This is a genomic window from Cyanobium gracile PCC 6307, from assembly GCF_000316515.1.
In the GTDB taxonomy this organism is placed as follows: Bacteria; Cyanobacteriota; Cyanobacteriia; order PCC-6307; family Cyanobiaceae; genus Cyanobium; species Cyanobium gracile.
This window is the reverse complement of the sequence record NC_019675.1, coordinates 3,208,587-3,223,791: the sequence shown is the minus strand read 5'-3', so window position 1 is coordinate 3,223,791 and position 15,205 is coordinate 3,208,587. Positions and strand designations below refer to the sequence as shown.

Genomic DNA, 15,205 nt, shown 5'->3' with positions numbered 1-15,205 from the left:
ACATCGGTTTTCCTTCCGGCCATGACCAGCACGAAACTGGACGCCCCGACCCAGGAGGCGGCGACCGAGGCGGCGAGCGAGGCGGCGAAGGAGGCCCGGCCCATCACCGTGCCGGTGACGATCCTCACGGGCTTCCTCGGGGCGGGCAAGACCACCCTGCTCAACCACATCCTCAGCAACCAGGAGGGTCTCAAGACCGCCGTGCTGGTCAATGAGTTCGGGGAGATCGGCATCGACAACGAGCTGATCGTGGCCACTGGCGACGACATGGTGGAGCTGAGCAACGGCTGCATCTGCTGCTCGATCAACGGCGAACTGCTGGAGGCCGTCTACCGGGTGCTGGAGCGCCCGGACCCGGTCGATTACCTGGTGGTGGAGACCACCGGCCTGGCCGATCCGCTGCCCGTGGCCATGACCTTCCTGGGCAGCGACCTGCGCGACCTCACCCGGCTCGATTCGATCATCACCCTGGTGGACGCGGAGAACTTCGGTCCCGAGACGCTGCAGGGGGAGGTGGGCCGCTCCCAGATCGTCTACGGCGACATGATCCTGCTCAACAAGTGCGACCTGGTCAGCGAGGAGCGGCTGGAGCAGCTGGAGGCCGAACTGAGGGCGATCAAGAGCGAGGCCCGCATCCTGCGCTCGGTGAAGGGCGAGGTGCCCCTGCCCCTGCTGCTGAGCGTGGGCCTGTTCGAGAGCGACAGGGTGGTGGCCCAGCAGCAGGCTCCCGCCGCAGGCGACCACCACGACCACGGGCACGACCATGACCAGGGGGCCCACCACGGCCATGACCATGGGGCCGAGGACCACAGCGACTGCGACCACGACCACGGCCACTGCGCCCACGCAACGGAAGCAGGCCACGACCACGATCACGCCCATGGCCACAGCCATGACCATGGCGGCCATGCCGACCACCAGGCCATCGAGGGGTTCACCTCCCTCTCCTTCAGCAGCGACGGCCCCCTTTCCCTGCGCAAGTTCCAGAACTTCCTGGACAACCAGATGCCGGCGGGGGTCTTCCGGGCCAAGGGCATCCTCTGGTTCAACGAAAGCGAACGCCGCCACGTGTTCCACCTGGCGGGCAAACGCTTCTCCATCGACGACAGCGACTGGCCGGGGGAACGCAAGAACCAGCTGGTGCTGATCGGCAAGGACCTCGACCACAAGCGCCTGCGCCAGCAGCTCCAGGCCTGCGTGGCCGGCGAGGCGGGCAAGGGCTTCGGCTGATCGGCCGCCCCCGGCCCGTTGTGCTGCATCCACTACGGAACCACCGGCTGGCGCCGCTAGGGTGTCGTTCTACGTAGCACTCCCATGACCGAGTTCCTCCTGATGACGGGCGTGCTCGCCCTTCTCGGTCTGGTGCTGTGGATGGCGATGGATTCCGACGACGACAACGGCGGCGGGGGTCTGATGCAGCCCGCCCTGATTCCCGTGCGTCGCTCCAACTCCTACTGAGCGGTCCCCGCGAAAGGGATCTGAGCGCCATAAGTGCGCCACGGACGTAAGCATTGTTACGCGACGTCGCGTCGTTTGTTCCGACCACCCCTGGTGGACCCTCATAGGGTCCGGGCAGACACCCGTTTGTCCTGATGCCCTCGTCCAGGTTCCTCCGCCGTCGCCTCCTGCTCCCTGTCGGCGGATCCGCGGCCCTGGCCGCAGCCCTGCTCGCCGTCTTCGGCGGCGGTTCGCTGCCGGCCATCGGTCAGTCGCAGCCCAAGGCTCCCGCCGTCGCCCAGGCCGGCACCACCATCGGTGTCTACTCCGGCCGCCACTACAACACCGACAAGGAGCTCTACCGCCAGTTCACCGCCCGCACCGGCATCAAGGTGAACGTGCTGGAAGCCAAGGACGACGCCCTGCTGGAGCGCCTCAAGAGTGAGGGCAAGAACAGCCCCGCCGATGTGCTTGTTCTCGTCGACGCCGCCCGCCTCGACGCCGCCACCGACCAGGGCCTGTTCCGGCCCACCCGTTCGGCCGCCCTGCAGCGGGACGTGCCCGCCAACCTGCGGGATTCCCAGGGCCGCTGGTATGGCCTCACCCGCCGGGTGCGCGCCGTGGTCGTGAACCCGAAGCTGGTGAATCCGGCGACGATCCGCACCTACGCCGATCTGGCCAGGCCGGCCCTCAAGGGCAAGCTCTGCCTGCGGGATCGCAAGAGCCCCTACAACCAGTCCCTGGTGGCCAGCCGCATGATCCTCAACGGTGATGCCGCAACCCGCACCTGGATCCGCGGCATGGTGGCCAACGTGAGCCAGCCCTTCTTCACCTCCGACACCCCCCTGGCCCGGGCCGTCGCCCGGGGCGAGTGCGGCGTCGGGGTGGTGAACACCTACTACATCGCCCGCATGCTCTCCGGGGAAGGCGGCGCCCAGGACAAGCAGCTGGCCGAACGGCTGCGGGTGGTCTATCTCAATCCCTCCCACGTCAACATCACCGGCGCCGGCGTCACCCGCCATGCCAAAAATCCCCAGGCGGCGATCCGGCTGATCGAGTTCCTGGCCTCCCCCACCGGCGGCCGCGGCTACGCCGAAGCCAACAACGAGTACCCCCTGAAGGGCTTCGGTGACAACCCGATCCTGAAGCGCTTCGGCACCTTCCGGGCCGATGGGGTCTCGGTGGAGCAGATCGGGTCCAAGAGCCGCGCGGCCACCCAGATGATGGAATCGAACGGCTGGAAGTAGGACAGCGGATGGCGAGCGCGGCAACGGCGGAGCGGGCACCAGCCCCCCGGACAGCTCCGCCGATGCGGCGGGCCTCCCTCGCGGCGGCCGTGCTGCTGGTCTGCGCCCTGGCGCTGCTGCCGTTCCTGGCCCTGGCCGGCTTCGCGGTCCGCGATGCCGGCTCAGCCGGCCTCTGGCTGGGGGCCGAAGGTCTGGAGCAGCTGAGCAACACGCTGGTGCTGGTGGTGGGCGTCGGCCTGATCGGCGCCCTGCTGGGCACCGCCAACGGCTGGCTCACCGCCTGCTGCCAGTTCCCCGGTCGCCGCTGGCTGCGGCTGGCCCAGGTGCTGCCCCTGGCGGCTCCAGCCTTCGTGCTCGCCGCCGTGCTGGTCGACCTCGGCAGCCGCTGGGGTTTTCGCGTGCACGGCATCGGCTGGGCCCTGCTGCTGCTCAGCCTCACCACCTACAGCTATGTGTTTCTGCTCTCCACCGAGAGCTTCTCCGGCAGTGGCCAGCGCCAGCTGGAGGCCTGCCGCAGCCTGGGGGTGGGCCCCTGGGGCAGCTTCCGGAGGGTTGCCCTGCCCCTGGCGCTGCCGTCGATCGGCGCCGGTGTGGCCCTGAGCGGCATGGAGGTCGTCAATGAGCTCGGCGCCGTGGAACTGCTGGGGGTTCCCACCCTGTCGCGGGGGATCCTGCAGCGCTGGCAGGCGGAGGGCGACCTGCCGGGGGCCGTGGGGCTGGCCCTGATCGCCCTGGTGCTGGTGAGCCTGCTGGTGGGGGCCGAACGCTGGATGCGCCAGCGCAGCCGCCGCTGGAACCTGGGGCAGGGGGACGCCGGCACGCTGCAGTGGCCGCTGCGGGGCTGGCGTCGCCTGCTGGCCCAGCTGCTCACCCTGCTGCCGCCCCTGGTCAGCCTGGGGCTTCCCCTCACCTGGCTGCTGGCGAGCCGCGACCACCTGCAGAGCGATCCGCTCGAGGACCTGCTGGCCCTGACCCTGCGCAGCCTGGGGCTGGCCCTGGTCGCCGCCCTGGTCACCGTCGCGGGGGCCCTGGTGCTGGCCATCAGCCGCCGCTGGCTGGCCGACCGGCTGCTGGGCCGGCTCACCTTCTTCTCCGGCATGGGCTACGCCGTGCCCGGCACCGTGCTCGCCCTGGCCCTGATGCTGATCGGCGGGCCCCTGCAGCTCAGCCCCCTGCTGCTGCTGCTCTGGGGCTACGCCGACCGCTTTCTGGCCGTCTCCAAGCAGGGACTCGACGCCGCCTTCGAGCACATCCCCCCCAGCCTGGACGAATCCGCCACCAGCCTGGGCTGCGGATGGCTGGCGGTGCTGCGGCGCATCCACCTGCCGCTGCTGCGGGGTCCGCTGCTGGTGGGGGCACTGCTGGTCTTCGTCGACGTGGTGAAGGAGCTGCCCCTCACCTTCTCCCTGCGCCCCTTCGACTTCGACACCCTCTCGGTGCGTGTCTACCAGTACGCCAGCGACGAACGGGTGGGGGCGGCCCTGATTCCGGCGCTGCTGATCCTGGCGCTGGGACTGGCCGCCTCGATCGCCCTGATGCCCAGCCTGGAGCGGCAGGGCCGGGGCGACTGAAGCCTGCCCCTGCAGGAGCGGAGCCCATGGTGCCGGGTGATCTCAGTCGCGGCCGCAGCAGCACTTGCCGCCCTTCCATTTGGAGCATTTCTTCTGGCGGCAGCCCTTCTTCTTGGACTGGGGCTGGGGACCGCGGGTGGTGATCGGGGCGGGGACGTCGGGGAGGCTGCCGAGGGAGGGGGCCATGGGGGCGAAGGGAAGGGAAAGGGAGGAGAAGGAGAAAGGGGGGCGTCAGGCCGCCAGGGGAGCGCCGTCCACCAGGGCCGGTGCCAGGCGCAGGCCGGTCTCGCCGCTGGGGGCCTCGAGCAGATCGGCGGCCCGGATGCGGGAGATCAGCCGGGTGGTGGTGACGCGGGTGGTGCCGATCAGCTCGCCGATGCGCTCATGGGTGAGGCGGAAGGGGAGATCGCACCAGGGGCCGCAGCGGCGCCCCAGCCGGCGCACCAGCAGGGAGAGCAGGGCATGGAGCCGCTGCTCGGCGCTGCCGAGGTGGCGGATGCGCAGCAGCTGCAGGGTCCACTCGTTGACCGGATCGAAGCCATGGCCATCGAGGGGCTCGGCATCGCTGCGGAAGCAGAGGGGGGTGAGGGCCTCGACGCAGACGCCCTCGCTGCAGAGACGGTCGGTGCGGAGCTGGTCGCCGGATTGGAGGAAGGCCAGGGTCATGCCCTCGGTCTCCTCACAGGGGCAGTAGACGCGGGCGATGCCGTCGAGGACCTCGAGGCAGGAGCCGCCGGGACGGGGGGTGGGGTCGAGCAGGACCGCCTGACCGGCGGGCATGCGCACGGCACTGGCGGGGTCGTCGGGGAGGAAGCGGTAACGCATCGGGCGAAGGGAGAGGCCTTATTGCGAACGGCTCTCAACCTAGAGGACCCACCGTCACTTTTGCAAGCGATTCTCAATAGCAGCTGGTGATTGCGAAGCGGGGCGGGCCCCGGGCACCCACGCCCGTCGCCATCGATGCCCGGGGCGGTGCCCGAAACGGCGGCTGCGGCGCCGAGCGTCTGCAGCCTGGAGCGATCCCATCGCTTCAGCCCCCATGCTCCGCATCCGTGGCGACCGGTCCAGCCTGCTGGCGGCCCTGGCGGCCCACTGGGCCGATCAGCAGCTGCAACTGCCGCTGCTCGGCCCCCGCGCGCCCCTCAGCCCTGCTCCTCAGCCGCGCAGGCCGGACAGAGGGCCCGCACGTTGAGGACGCACTCCAGCAGCCGGAAGCCGAAGGCCCCGGCCGCCGCCTCGCCGGCGGCCAGCACGGCACCGCTCTCGAACTCCTCGGTGCGGCCGCAGCGGACACAGACCAGATGGTGATGGTCGCGGTGGGCGTCGCCGGCCAGCTCGAAGCGGCGCCCCCCCTCCGGCAGCTCCAGCTCCTGCAGCAGCCCCATCGAACTCAGCAGCCGCAGGGTGCGGTAGACGGTGGCCAGCGACACCCGCTCCTGGCTGCGCACCAGGCGCAGATGCACCTCCTCGGCGCTCAGGTGGCTGCCCTCGCCGATCCGCTCGAACAGATCCAGAACCCGCTGACGCTGGGGCGTGAGCCGCTGGCCCCGGTCGTTGAGGGTGGTGCGCAGGCTGCGGGGCTGGGCCAGGCTGGTGGGGGGAGTGTTCACCACGCGATCCCAGACCGTCGCAATACTAGGGCCTATTGAGAAGGGCTGTCTGGCGTCGGCGTGCTGGCCAACGTCGCGCGCCTGGCCGAAGCCCCCCGGGCCAGGCTGCCGTCCAGGCTGACCAGGGCGGCCCCCAGCAGATCGGTGAGCGTGACGATCAGGCGGTAGCTGAGGGCCACCGCCAGCAGCGGGGCCTCCGGCAGGGCCACCCCCATCCGCAACAGCAGCACCGCCTCGAACACCCCCAGGCCCCCCGGCGCCCCCGGCACCACCAGGCCGGCGGTCCAGGCCAGGGCGAATCCCGCCAGCCAGACGCCGGCATCGCTGGCCAGCGGCAGGTCGAACGCCTGGATGCAGCAGCAGAAGCCGGCGAAGCGCAGCAGCACGAAGGCCATCTGCGCCAGCAGGGGCGGCCAGGGATAGCCCGGCAGCCAGGTGGACCGCTCCATCGGCGTCTCCAGCGCGAGTTCCTCCTCCAGGCCCAGGTCCCGGGCCCGGCGCCGCTCCAGCCGCACCAGCAGGGGGTCGAGCCAGCGGGGCAGCAGCAGGGCCAGGGGCAGCAGGCACACCAGGCCCAGCCCGCCCTGAAAGCCGCCGAGGGGCACCAGCGCCAGGGCCGCCACCGCCGTCACCAGGGGATCGAGCAGCACCGCAACCAGGGCCCTGGTGGTGCTGAGCGGGGCGGCCAGGGGCGCGCCCTCGCTGCGCAGCCGCTGCACCCGCGAGGCCAGATGCCAGATCCCACCGGGCAGGAACTTGCGCAGGTTGGTGGCCACGTGCAGTTCCACCACCGCGGCCCAGTCGGGCCGCAGCCCCAGCCAGCGCAGCACCACGCCCCAGGCCACTCCGTTCACCACCAGGCTCAGCAGGCTCACACCGACCCCCAGCAGCAGCCACAGCCAGCCCTGGCCATCGAGCCGCAGCTGCACCAGCTGGCGACCGTGGCTGAGCAGGGCCGCCATCACGAAACCGATGCTGCCCAGGGTGATCCAGGGGCGCAGGCCGCCGGGGAGCGCCGGCAGGCGGCCGCGCAGGCGCAGGAGCCGGGAGGACCAGGCGCTCATGGGGCTTCCCCGCCGGAGGCCAGGGCCCGGCGCACCTCGTCGCGCACCTCCTCGATCGAGCGTCCCAGGCGCCCGGCCAGCTCCACGAGGTCGGCGTGCTCCGGCTTGGCCCGCCGGCGGCCGTCGGGCAGGGTGGCCCACTTGATCCGCACCGGCCCCAGCGGGGTGGCCAGCGTCTCGCTCTGCCGCGGCAGGATCCAGCGGTCCTGCAGCTGCTCGCGCACCCCCAGCGTCGTGCCATGGCGCCACCACACCCGGCGCAACCGGGGCCCCAGCTCCGGGGGCATCAGGGCGGTCATCAGGGTGCCGGTGCGTCCCTTCTTCATCGCCACCGGCTGGCTGAACACCTCCAAGGCCCCCTCGAGGCGCAGGGCCTCGGCCAGGTAGGCCAGGTCCTCGGCCGTGGCGTCGTCGATCTGGGCCTGCTGGTGCAGCAGGGCTTCGCGCACCTCGCCCCCCTCGCTGCCCCCCTCGATGGCCCCCTCCGCACCCGCCTCCCCCAGGGGCCGGGCCAGGGTGAGCCGGAGCAGGTTGGCCCGATCCAGCTGGCGGCTGCCCAGACCAACCCCCACCTGCAGCGGCAGGGCCGCGGGGGAGGGGCCGAAACGGTCGGCCCAGCAGGCCGCCAGGGCCATCCCGGTGGGGGTGGTGAGCTCGCCGGCGGGGAAGCCCTCGCTGGAGCCCAGGGGCAGACCCCGGGAGCGGGCGATCTCCAGCACCGCCGGGGCGGGCAGGGGCAGGGCCCCGTGGGCGGTGACGACACGGCCGTGCCCGGCGGGCGGCACGCCGCAGACGAGCTGCTCCACCCCCAGATGGAGCAGGCCGGCGCAGACACCGACGATGTCCACCAGGGCGTCGATCGCCCCCACCTCATGGAACGCCACAGCCTCGGCGGGATGGCCGTGGACCGCCGCCTCCGCCTCGGCCAGCAAGCCGAACACCGCCAGCACCTTCTGCTGCAGCGCCGGTTCCAGCGGGGCGGCCTGGAGCTGGCCGCGCAACGCCCCCCAGGGGCGATGGTGCGGCTGGGGGTCCAGCGACTCCACATCCAGGTGGAGTCCCCGCAGCCCGGCGCTGCGGCGCTCCTCGATCCGCAGCCGGTAGCGGCCCTCCAGCCCCAGGGCGGCCAGGGGCACCGTGATGATCTCCTCGGGCACCCCGAGGTCCAGCAGGGCCGCCAGCAGCATGTTGCCGGCCAGGCCGGTGGGGCAATCCAGCAGGGCCAGGGTCATGAAGGGGTCCGGCGTCCGAACCGGGGGGCCGCCGCCAGCAGCCGGTCGGCCTCCGCCTCGATCTCGGCGCGGCGCGCCCGCAGGGCCTGCTCCACCTCCCGGCGCGCCCGGCGCTGCTCCAGCCGGGCCATCTCGACGTCGAAGCCGGAGAGGCCCCAGAGACGGCCCAGCAGGGCCCGGTCGTCATCGCCGCCGACGCTGTCGCCGTAGACCAGGGTCTCGGCCACCATGCCGGCCTGCAGCACCCGGCTCCAACGGCGCAGGTCCTCGGCGGAGAGCCGCACGCTGTCGGGCAGGGCGAATTCGGTGCAGCCGCCGCTGTCGACGCCGGCCCGCAGACAGGCCAGGCTGCCCACCAGCACCCGCCGCACCGCCAGGCCGTCGCTGTCCGCCGCCAGGGCGTGGCCGGCCTCGTGCACGGCGATGCGGCGCAGGCGCCCCTGGCCTCCCGGCAGGGCTTCGGCCAGCAGATGGCCGCCCCGTCCACCGAAGCGGGCGGCGTCCACGGTGAGGGAGCCCAGGCCCAGGACCACCAGCAGGCTGATCCACCAGGGGGAGAGTCCGACGAGGGGGCCAGCCACAGCGGCCAGACTGACCAGCAGCACCACGACCCCGGCCGTGAAGGCACCGCTGGTCATCTCAGCGGCCCTGTCGGGTCACGGCCCGCCCATGGCCCTTCGGTTTGGCCGGGCCGCCCTTGTCAGCCCCGGGGCGACGGGCCCGGCCGCCGCGGTTGCCCCGCTGGGCCACCGGGCCGATCACCTCGAAACGCTCGACGGCGAGCTGCTGGCCCTCGCGGCGCAGGTCGAGGGCGACGAAATGGCGCAGGTGCTCCAGGGGTATCTCCCCCCGCAGCTGGAGCTTGAACGGCACCGGCCGGTTGCCGTCGGGGCGGGGCTGCTGGCGCACCTTGATCACCAGATCCCCGGTCTCGGGGCGGGTGAAGATCAGCTCGCCGCGGATGGAGAAATAGTCGTCGCCCTCGGGGAGCTGGTCGGCGGCAGGGGGCGCCGCGGCGGTGGGCCCATCGGCCTGGGGCCCATCGACGTCGCTCGCGGCGGCGTCGCTCGCCGCGGCGTCAGGCCCTGGCGTCGAGAGGGTGCTGGGTTCCCACACCCCCACCATCTGCAGGTGCAGCTGGTTCTCCTCCCGGGAGCGGGGGTAGACGACCCACAGATGGGGGGTCTCCAGGTCGAGGTGGCGGCGCATCAGGGTGAGCAGGCGGCCGAGCACCACCGCTTCGATCTCGGTGCCTTCGGCCGTGCGGATCACTCCCCGGGTGAGCTGGGCCGGATCGGCCGGCAGGTAGAGCCCGCGCACCACTCCGATGGCCCGGTACTGGAGCGGCTCGGTGACCGGGGAAATGGGATGCTGGCGCATGGTGGAAGGAAAAACCCCGTGGCGGTACCTGGACTGGCCCGGGTCAATGTAAGCAGCAGCGGAAGCGCGATGCCCAGGCCAGACTCGGTCGCGACCCCGAGCCCACACCGTCAACGGATGCCCTCCCCGAACCGAAGCCTGAGCGGCCTCTGGTCGCTGCTGGCCGTCAGCCTGGTCGGGATCCTGGCCCTCGGGGGGGGCTGGTGGCTGGGTCATCGCCAGTCGGCGACGCAGGCCAGCGCCGACCCGAAGCGGACCCTGCTCACCAAGGAGGCCACCCGCCTGCGGCTGCGGCTCGATGCCGATGAGGCCACCCCGGCCGACCGTCAGCGGCTGCTGGAACTGCTGGTCGCCCTGGACCGAAAGGGGGAGGCCATCGGCCTGCTGGAGCCGATGGCCGACCGGGAGCCCGAGCGCTGGTCCCTGCGGCTGATGCTGGCCGAGCTGCGTCGGGACCAGGGCGACCGCAGCGGCGCCGAACGGGAGCTGCGCCAGATCCTCAACCTGCGCCCCACCCAGGTGGAGGGCCTGCAGCTGCTCAGCCTGCTGAACCTGGAACAGGGTCGTGGCGCCGCCGCCGAGGCCCGCGTCAAGGCGGCCTACGGGATGGCGATCAGACCCGACGTGAGGCCGGAGGCCCTCGGCATCGGCCTGTTGCTGGCGGAACTGCAGCTCAAACGCAATCAGGCGGCAACGGCGGCGGCCACCTACCTGCAGCTGGCCAACCTGTTCCCCCAGGACCAGCGCCCCCTGCTGGGTTTGGCGATGCTGCGCCACGAACAGGGGGATACCAAGGGGGCCCAGGAGGCCCTGGCCCAGGCACGGCTGCGCAGTCCGGATCCCGACAAGCCGGATCCGAGGCTGGACAAACTGGCGGCCAGCTGGGGACTGGAGCCGCTCAGATCCCCTTCAGCTGCCCTGCCGACGCTGCCGGCGCCGGCTTCGGGGCCTGGGCGTCGAACTCCCTGAGGGCCTGATCGATGGCGGAGCTGGGGGGGGTGGCGTCCTCGAGGGCGGTGCTGCGCTTCAGCTTGTTCATCAGGTCGAGCGGATTGGTGCTGTCGAGGATCGAACCGCTGCCGGACCCCGACTTGCTCGGCCCGTAGTCGTAGAGCTGGCGCTCCTGGATGCTGGTACCCAGGGTCTGGCCGTAGCCGGCCTGCTGGGCGCGGGCCTCGCCGAGCATGAGCAGGGCGAAGGCCCCGGCGCCGACGGCCCAGACACGTTGAGAGAACGAAGGGTTCATGGCTCCTGCCGGCGGAGGGTCAAATCACCAAGGCCTTCATGATAAGGGCCCCCAACCGGTTCCCCGTCCCGTCGCCATGGCCCTGCGGATCGCCACCTGGAACGTCAACTCGGTGCGCACCCGGCTCGATCAGGTCTGCGCCTGGCTCCAGGCCGAGGCCCCCGACGTGCTCTGCCTGCAGGAGACCAAGGTGGCCGATGACCTGTTCCCCCACGCCGCCTTCGAGGCCCTGGGCTACCGGGCGGTGATCAGCGGCCAGAAGGCCTACAACGGCGTGGCGATCCTCAGCCGGCAGCCGATCGAGGATGTGCGGGTGGGCTTCGCCGCGCTCCTCCCGGGCGATTCGGCCGCCGTGGAGCTCGGCGAGCAGAAACGGGTGATCAGCGCCTGGATCGAGGGGGTGCGGGTGCTCAACCTCTACGTGCCCAACGGCTCTTCCCTGACCTCTCTGAAGTACCCCTACAAGCTGGAATGGCTGGCCTGCCTGCGGCGCTACCTGGAGGCCCAGGACGCTCAAGGGGAACCCCTGGCCATGGTGGGGGACTTCAACATCGCCCTGGAGGCCCGCGACATCCACGACCCGGAGCGCCTCAGCGGCGGGATCATGGCCAGCGAACCCGAGCGCCAGGCCCTGAGGGACGCCTTGGGGGACCGGCTGGAGGACGTGTTCCGTGTCTTCGAACCGGATGCCGGCCACTGGAGCTGGTGGGACTACCGCACCGGCGCCTGGGACCGGGACATGGGCTGGCGCATCGACCACATCTATCTGTCCGAGGAGCTGCTGGCCTGTGCCATTGGCTGCGTGATCCACAGGGACCAGCGGGGCAACGAGCAGCCCAGCGACCACGCGCCGGTGACGGTACGCCTGGCCTGGCCGCCCGAACCGGCGCAGGACGGGGACGGCGAGGGGGACGACGCCGGGGGCTGGTGAGGGGGCTCGGGCCCTTCAGTCCAGAAACGCCGCCAGCTCGAGGTCCGCTCTCCGCACCAGGGCGAACAGGGTGCCATTCTGGCCGCGGCTCACCCGCAGCTCGTCATCGAGCACGGTGACATCGAGCCAGGCGGCAAAGCTCTGCCGCACCTGCCGGAACAGCTCCAGCCGCTGATCGCCGAACCGGGGCCCCCGCCAGCCGCCACGCTCGAAGCGCACCGACACCCGCTGGTGGGGGGCCTCGGAAGCCACGGCGATGCTGGCCTGCACAGCGATCCCCGCCAGGGGCCCGAGGGGCCCGGCCGGCCGCAGCAGGTTGAGGGCCCGGCCGCCGGCCGGATCGAGCAGTTGCAGATTCTCCAGCCAGGGCCTGACCGCCAGATAGGGCTGGGAACTGCTGCTCCAGCGCAGCTCCCACACGCCCGCCAGCTGGGCGGCCTGGGACCTGAGATCGGCGGGCAGCAGGAGTTCCAGCCGCCCGATCAGGGCCTCGATCCGCCGGGCGGCCGGGGGGGCAGCGCCGGGGGATCCACCCCGCAGCAACCTCAGCAGTTCCTGGCGGCAGGCCGGGGCCCCGCCGGCGGCAGCGGCCGGGCCATCGGGGGTGGCAGGGGGAGCCTGGGTCACTGCTCTCACCCGCGGCACGGGGCGCATCAGGATCCATGCTGCCAGGCGCCGACGGCCATCGGATACCGTGTCGCCCGGCCCGCTCGCCGAACCGACCCCACCGCTGACCCCGTGACGCTGACCACCGTCGATGTGACCCTGGTCGGGGCGGGGATCATGGGCGCCACCCTCGGCACCCTGCTGCGGCAGCTGCAGCCGGACCTGAGCCTGCTGCTCGTCGAGGGCCTCCCCCGGGAGGCCCAGGAGAGTTCCAGCGCCTGGAACAACGCCGGCACGGGCCACGCGGGGAACTGCGAGCTCAACTACACGCCGATGGCGGCGGACGGCTCGATCAGCCTGGCCAAGGCGCTCGACATCAACGAAGCCTTCGATCTCTCGCGCCAGTTCTGGACCCATCTGGTGCGGGACGGGGCCCTGGGCTCCCCCGGGGCCTTCATCCAGGGCGTCCCCCACATGAGCTTCGTGCTGGGGGAGGAGCGGCGGGCCTACCTGCGGGAGCGCCACCGGCGGATGGCGGCCCACCACTGCTACGCGGGGATGGCCTACAGCGAAGACCACGCCCAGGTGGCGGCGTGGGCACCGCTGCTGATCGAAGGACGGGATCCCGCCCAGGCGATCGGCGCCACCCACATCGCCGCCGGCACCGACGTGAACTTCGGAGCCCTCACCAGCCAGCTGCTGGATCACCTGCGGGCCAGCGGGGCCTTTGAGGCGCGGTTCTCCACGGCGGTGCAGTCGCTGCGGCGGCGGCCGGAGGGTGGCTGGCGCCTGGAGACCCGCGACCGGACCACCGGGGAGACCCGGCTGATCGATACGGGCACCGTGTTTCTGGGGGCCGGCGGCGGCGCCCTCACCCTGCTGCAGAAATCGGGGATCCCGGAAGGGCGCGGCTACGGCGGCTTCCCCGTCAGCGGCCTGTGGCTGCGCTGCGGCGACCCCGCCCTGGCCAGCCGCCACCACGCCAAGGTCTATGGGATGGCCGCCGCCGGCTCACCGCCGATGTCGGTGCCCCACCTCGACACGCGCCTTGTCGACGGCCGTCAGTGGATCCTGTTCGGGCCCTACGCGGGCTTCTCCAGCAAGTTCCTCAAGAGCGGCTCCCTCTGCGACTGGCCCCGCTCCCTGCGGGCCGGCAATCTCCTGCCGCTGCTGGCGGTGGCGCGGGACAACCTGCCCCTGACCGAGTACCTGATCGGCCAGGTGTTCGCCAGCGCCGAGCAGCGCTTCGCCGCCCTGCGCGACTTCTATCCCGACGCCCGCCCCTCCGACTGGACCCTGGCGGTGGCCGGCCAGCGGGTGCAGATCATCAAGGCCGATGCCAGGCGCGGCGGGGTGCTCCAGTTCGGCACCGAGGTGGTGCATGCCGCCGACACCTCCCTGGTGGCCGTGCTGGGGGCCTCCCCCGGCGCTTCGGCCGCCGTGGCGATCGCCCTGGAGATCCTCCACTCCTGCTTCCGCGAGACGCTGCCCGACGGCTGGCAGGCCACCCTGAAGCGGATCCTGCCCTCCTACGGCGCCTCGATCCGCGACGATGCCGACCTCTGCCGGCGGATCCGCAGCGAGAGCGCCGAGGTGCTGGGGCTGGCGGCGCCGGCCTAGGGCCGGCGCGGCGGCAGCAGCAGGCCGGCCCGGACGGACCACGGGGACAGGGCGAACAGGCGCAGCATGGCCGCCAGGAGCTGCGGCACCGTCAGGGTGTTGGTCAGGAAGCCATACCACTGAGGGCCACCCAGGGAGAAGAAGCTGGCGAAGAACTGGCGCAGCTCGGCTTGGGAGAAGCCCATCAGCTTGCCCAGCCCGAACTGGTAGAGGGCGTGCTTGCTGCGAAGCTCCGGGGGCCAGAGGGCCTGCCAGCCCGCACGGGCCAGCACCTGCGAAGGTGCCGTGGTGTCGGCCATCGCCGCCGCCACCGCCGCCGCCACCGCCGGAGCCCGGCGCAGCAGGGCGCCCACCATGTAGCCCGAGGCCGGGTGCACCATCGACGCCGCCCCCCCGAAGCCCAGCACCGGCTGCTGCAGATCCGGCAGGGGCAGGTTCATCGGGAACAGGCAGAACTCCTCGTGCTCCACCGCCAGCACCTGCACGCCGCGCTGGGCCAGGCGCCGGTGCAGGCGCTGCCGGAGCACCTCGAACGGGACCGGGGGGGCCAGGGCCAGCGACGTCTCCTCGACGAAGAAGCGACCGCTGCCCAGGTCCATGGCATAGAGGAAGGTGGGGGGCCCGGCCCGCTCCGCCTCGCTGAGGTGGTCGCTGCGGTAATCCATCAGCACGAACTGATCGGGCTCGACGGGCGGCGCCGAGAAGCGGCCGATGACGCCGTAGGCCGACTGGCCGGCCACCGGGCCCCGGTCGGGTCGCTGCACCAGCGCCGGCTGATGGCCGGTGGCGTCCACCACCAGCCGCACCTGCAGCCGGCGCCCATCCGCCAGCTCCACCACACTCAACGCCCCGGAGGCGTCGCAGCTGCTGGCCAGACCCTGGAGCAGCTCCACCCCGCCGCGTCCGCAGCCCTCCAGCCAGTGCCGCTGCAGGGCCTCTCGATCGAACAGGCCGTAGTCGCGGCCGTGGGCCGTGGGGCGGTTGGCCGCCGCGCCCGGGTCCGGATCACCGGCGCCGAAGTAGCTGACCGTATGGCTCCAGCGGTGCTCCAGCAGATGGCCCAGGCCCAGGGCATCCACCTCGTCTCCCCAGATCCCATAGGTGTTGGGCCACGGGGCGCGCGGATCGTCGGGCGCCAGCAACGCCATGGCGAGCCCCTCGTCCGCCAGGGACGCCGCGATGCAGAGGGCGGCGGGGCCGCCGCCGAGCACCAGCACATCCCTCGCCATCTCGCCGGTACGGAGAGGGCTCATCCTGCACC

The 15,205-nt window shown here is 72.1% G+C and carries 17 protein-coding genes; 7 read left to right on the top strand and 10 right to left on the bottom strand.

The window, feature by feature from the left end:
- Window positions 1-21 precede the first annotated feature (21 nt).
- The 4 genes from CYAGR_RS15640 to CYAGR_RS15630 all read left to right on the top strand — a co-directional run bounded on the left by CYAGR_RS15640 (window position 22) and on the right by CYAGR_RS15630 (window position 4,255).
- The gene (locus tag CYAGR_RS15640) at window positions 22-1,230 is read left to right on the top strand and encodes a CobW family GTP-binding protein (protein WP_015110819.1); all 1,209 of its coding nucleotides are present in this window, start codon (window positions 22-24) and stop codon (window positions 1,228-1,230) included.
- 84 nt (window positions 1,231-1,314) lie between these two features.
- A complete protein-coding gene (locus tag CYAGR_RS18775; RefSeq protein WP_015110818.1) occupies window positions 1,315-1,458 on the top strand; it encodes a hypothetical protein in 144 nt (47 codons plus the stop codon).
- A 134-nt stretch (window positions 1,459-1,592) separates the two neighbouring features.
- A complete protein-coding gene (locus CYAGR_RS15635; RefSeq protein ID WP_015110817.1) occupies window positions 1,593-2,684 on the top strand; it encodes an extracellular solute-binding protein in 1,092 nt (363 codons plus the stop codon).
- A 62-nt stretch (window positions 2,685-2,746) separates the two neighbouring features.
- Entirely contained in the window at window positions 2,747-4,255 is a 1,509-nt protein-coding gene (locus tag CYAGR_RS15630; protein WP_015110816.1) for an ABC transporter permease, read from the top strand.
- A 42-nt stretch (window positions 4,256-4,297) separates the two neighbouring features.
- Here the strand turns inward: CYAGR_RS15630 and CYAGR_RS18605 are convergent, their stop codons facing one another.
- From CYAGR_RS18605 to CYAGR_RS15600, 7 genes are all read right to left on the bottom strand, one after another.
- Complete coding sequence (locus CYAGR_RS18605) at window positions 4,298-4,441, bottom strand: hypothetical protein (protein WP_015110815.1); 144 nt, start codon at window positions 4,439-4,441, stop codon at window positions 4,298-4,300.
- A gap of 45 nt (window positions 4,442-4,486) precedes the next feature.
- Entirely contained in the window at window positions 4,487-5,080 is a 594-nt protein-coding gene (locus CYAGR_RS15625; protein ID WP_015110814.1) for a Crp/Fnr family transcriptional regulator, read from the bottom strand.
- A 317-nt stretch (window positions 5,081-5,397) separates the two neighbouring features.
- Window positions 5,398-5,865, bottom strand: a complete 468-nt coding sequence (locus CYAGR_RS15620) for a Fur family transcriptional regulator (protein WP_051017250.1) — start codon at window positions 5,863-5,865, stop codon at window positions 5,398-5,400.
- 32 nt (window positions 5,866-5,897) lie between these two features.
- Window positions 5,898-6,929 (bottom strand): lysylphosphatidylglycerol synthase domain-containing protein, encoded by a 1,032-nt coding sequence (locus tag CYAGR_RS15615; protein WP_015110812.1) that lies wholly within the window; start codon window positions 6,927-6,929, stop codon window positions 5,898-5,900.
- Window positions 6,926-8,161, bottom strand: a complete 1,236-nt coding sequence (gene larC / locus CYAGR_RS15610) for a nickel pincer cofactor biosynthesis protein LarC (protein WP_015110811.1) — start codon at window positions 8,159-8,161, stop codon at window positions 6,926-6,928. The genes CYAGR_RS15615 and larC overlap by 4 nt, the downstream gene beginning before the upstream one ends.
- A complete protein-coding gene (locus CYAGR_RS15605) occupies window positions 8,158-8,799 on the bottom strand; it encodes a hypothetical protein (RefSeq protein WP_015110810.1) in 642 nt (213 codons plus the stop codon). The genes larC and CYAGR_RS15605 overlap by 4 nt, the downstream gene beginning before the upstream one ends.
- A 1-nt stretch (window position 8,800) precedes the next feature.
- Complete coding sequence (locus tag CYAGR_RS15600) at window positions 8,801-9,541, bottom strand: hypothetical protein (protein WP_015110809.1); 741 nt, start codon at window positions 9,539-9,541, stop codon at window positions 8,801-8,803.
- 117 nt (window positions 9,542-9,658) lie between these two features.
- Here CYAGR_RS15600 and CYAGR_RS15595 point away from each other — a divergent pair, with 117 nt between their 5' ends.
- On the top strand, window positions 9,659-10,510 hold the full coding sequence (locus CYAGR_RS15595) for a tetratricopeptide repeat protein (protein ID WP_015110808.1): 852 nt from the start codon (window positions 9,659-9,661) through the stop codon (window positions 10,508-10,510).
- On the opposite strand, the gene CYAGR_RS15590 is transcribed toward CYAGR_RS15595, so the two are convergent.
- Complete coding sequence (locus tag CYAGR_RS15590) at window positions 10,440-10,787, bottom strand: hypothetical protein (protein WP_015110807.1); 348 nt, start codon at window positions 10,785-10,787, stop codon at window positions 10,440-10,442. The two genes, CYAGR_RS15595 and CYAGR_RS15590, sit on opposite strands and share 71 nt — an antisense overlap.
- 82 nt (window positions 10,788-10,869) lie before the next feature.
- On the opposite strand from CYAGR_RS15590, the gene xth reads away from it, so the two are divergent.
- On the top strand, window positions 10,870-11,718 hold the full coding sequence (gene xth / locus CYAGR_RS15585) for an exodeoxyribonuclease III (protein ID WP_043327431.1): 849 nt from the start codon (window positions 10,870-10,872) through the stop codon (window positions 11,716-11,718).
- 15 nt (window positions 11,719-11,733) lie between these two features.
- On the opposite strand, the gene CYAGR_RS15580 is transcribed toward xth, so the two are convergent.
- Window positions 11,734-12,354, bottom strand: coding sequence for a PAP/fibrillin family protein (locus CYAGR_RS15580; RefSeq protein ID WP_245552550.1), 621 nt, complete (start codon window positions 12,352-12,354; stop codon window positions 11,734-11,736).
- Window positions 12,355-12,456: 102 nt separating this feature from the next.
- Between CYAGR_RS15580 and mqo the strand changes: the two genes are divergently transcribed.
- Window positions 12,457-13,944 (top strand): malate dehydrogenase (quinone), encoded by a 1,488-nt coding sequence (gene mqo / locus CYAGR_RS15575; RefSeq protein ID WP_015110804.1) that lies wholly within the window; start codon window positions 12,457-12,459, stop codon window positions 13,942-13,944.
- Here the strand turns inward: mqo and crtL are convergent.
- The gene (crtL, locus tag CYAGR_RS15570) at window positions 13,941-15,197 is read right to left on the bottom strand and encodes a lycopene beta cyclase (RefSeq protein ID WP_015110803.1); all 1,257 of its coding nucleotides are present in this window, start codon (window positions 15,195-15,197) and stop codon (window positions 13,941-13,943) included. The genes mqo and crtL overlap by 4 nt on opposite strands.
- Window positions 15,198-15,205 lie beyond the last annotated feature (8 nt).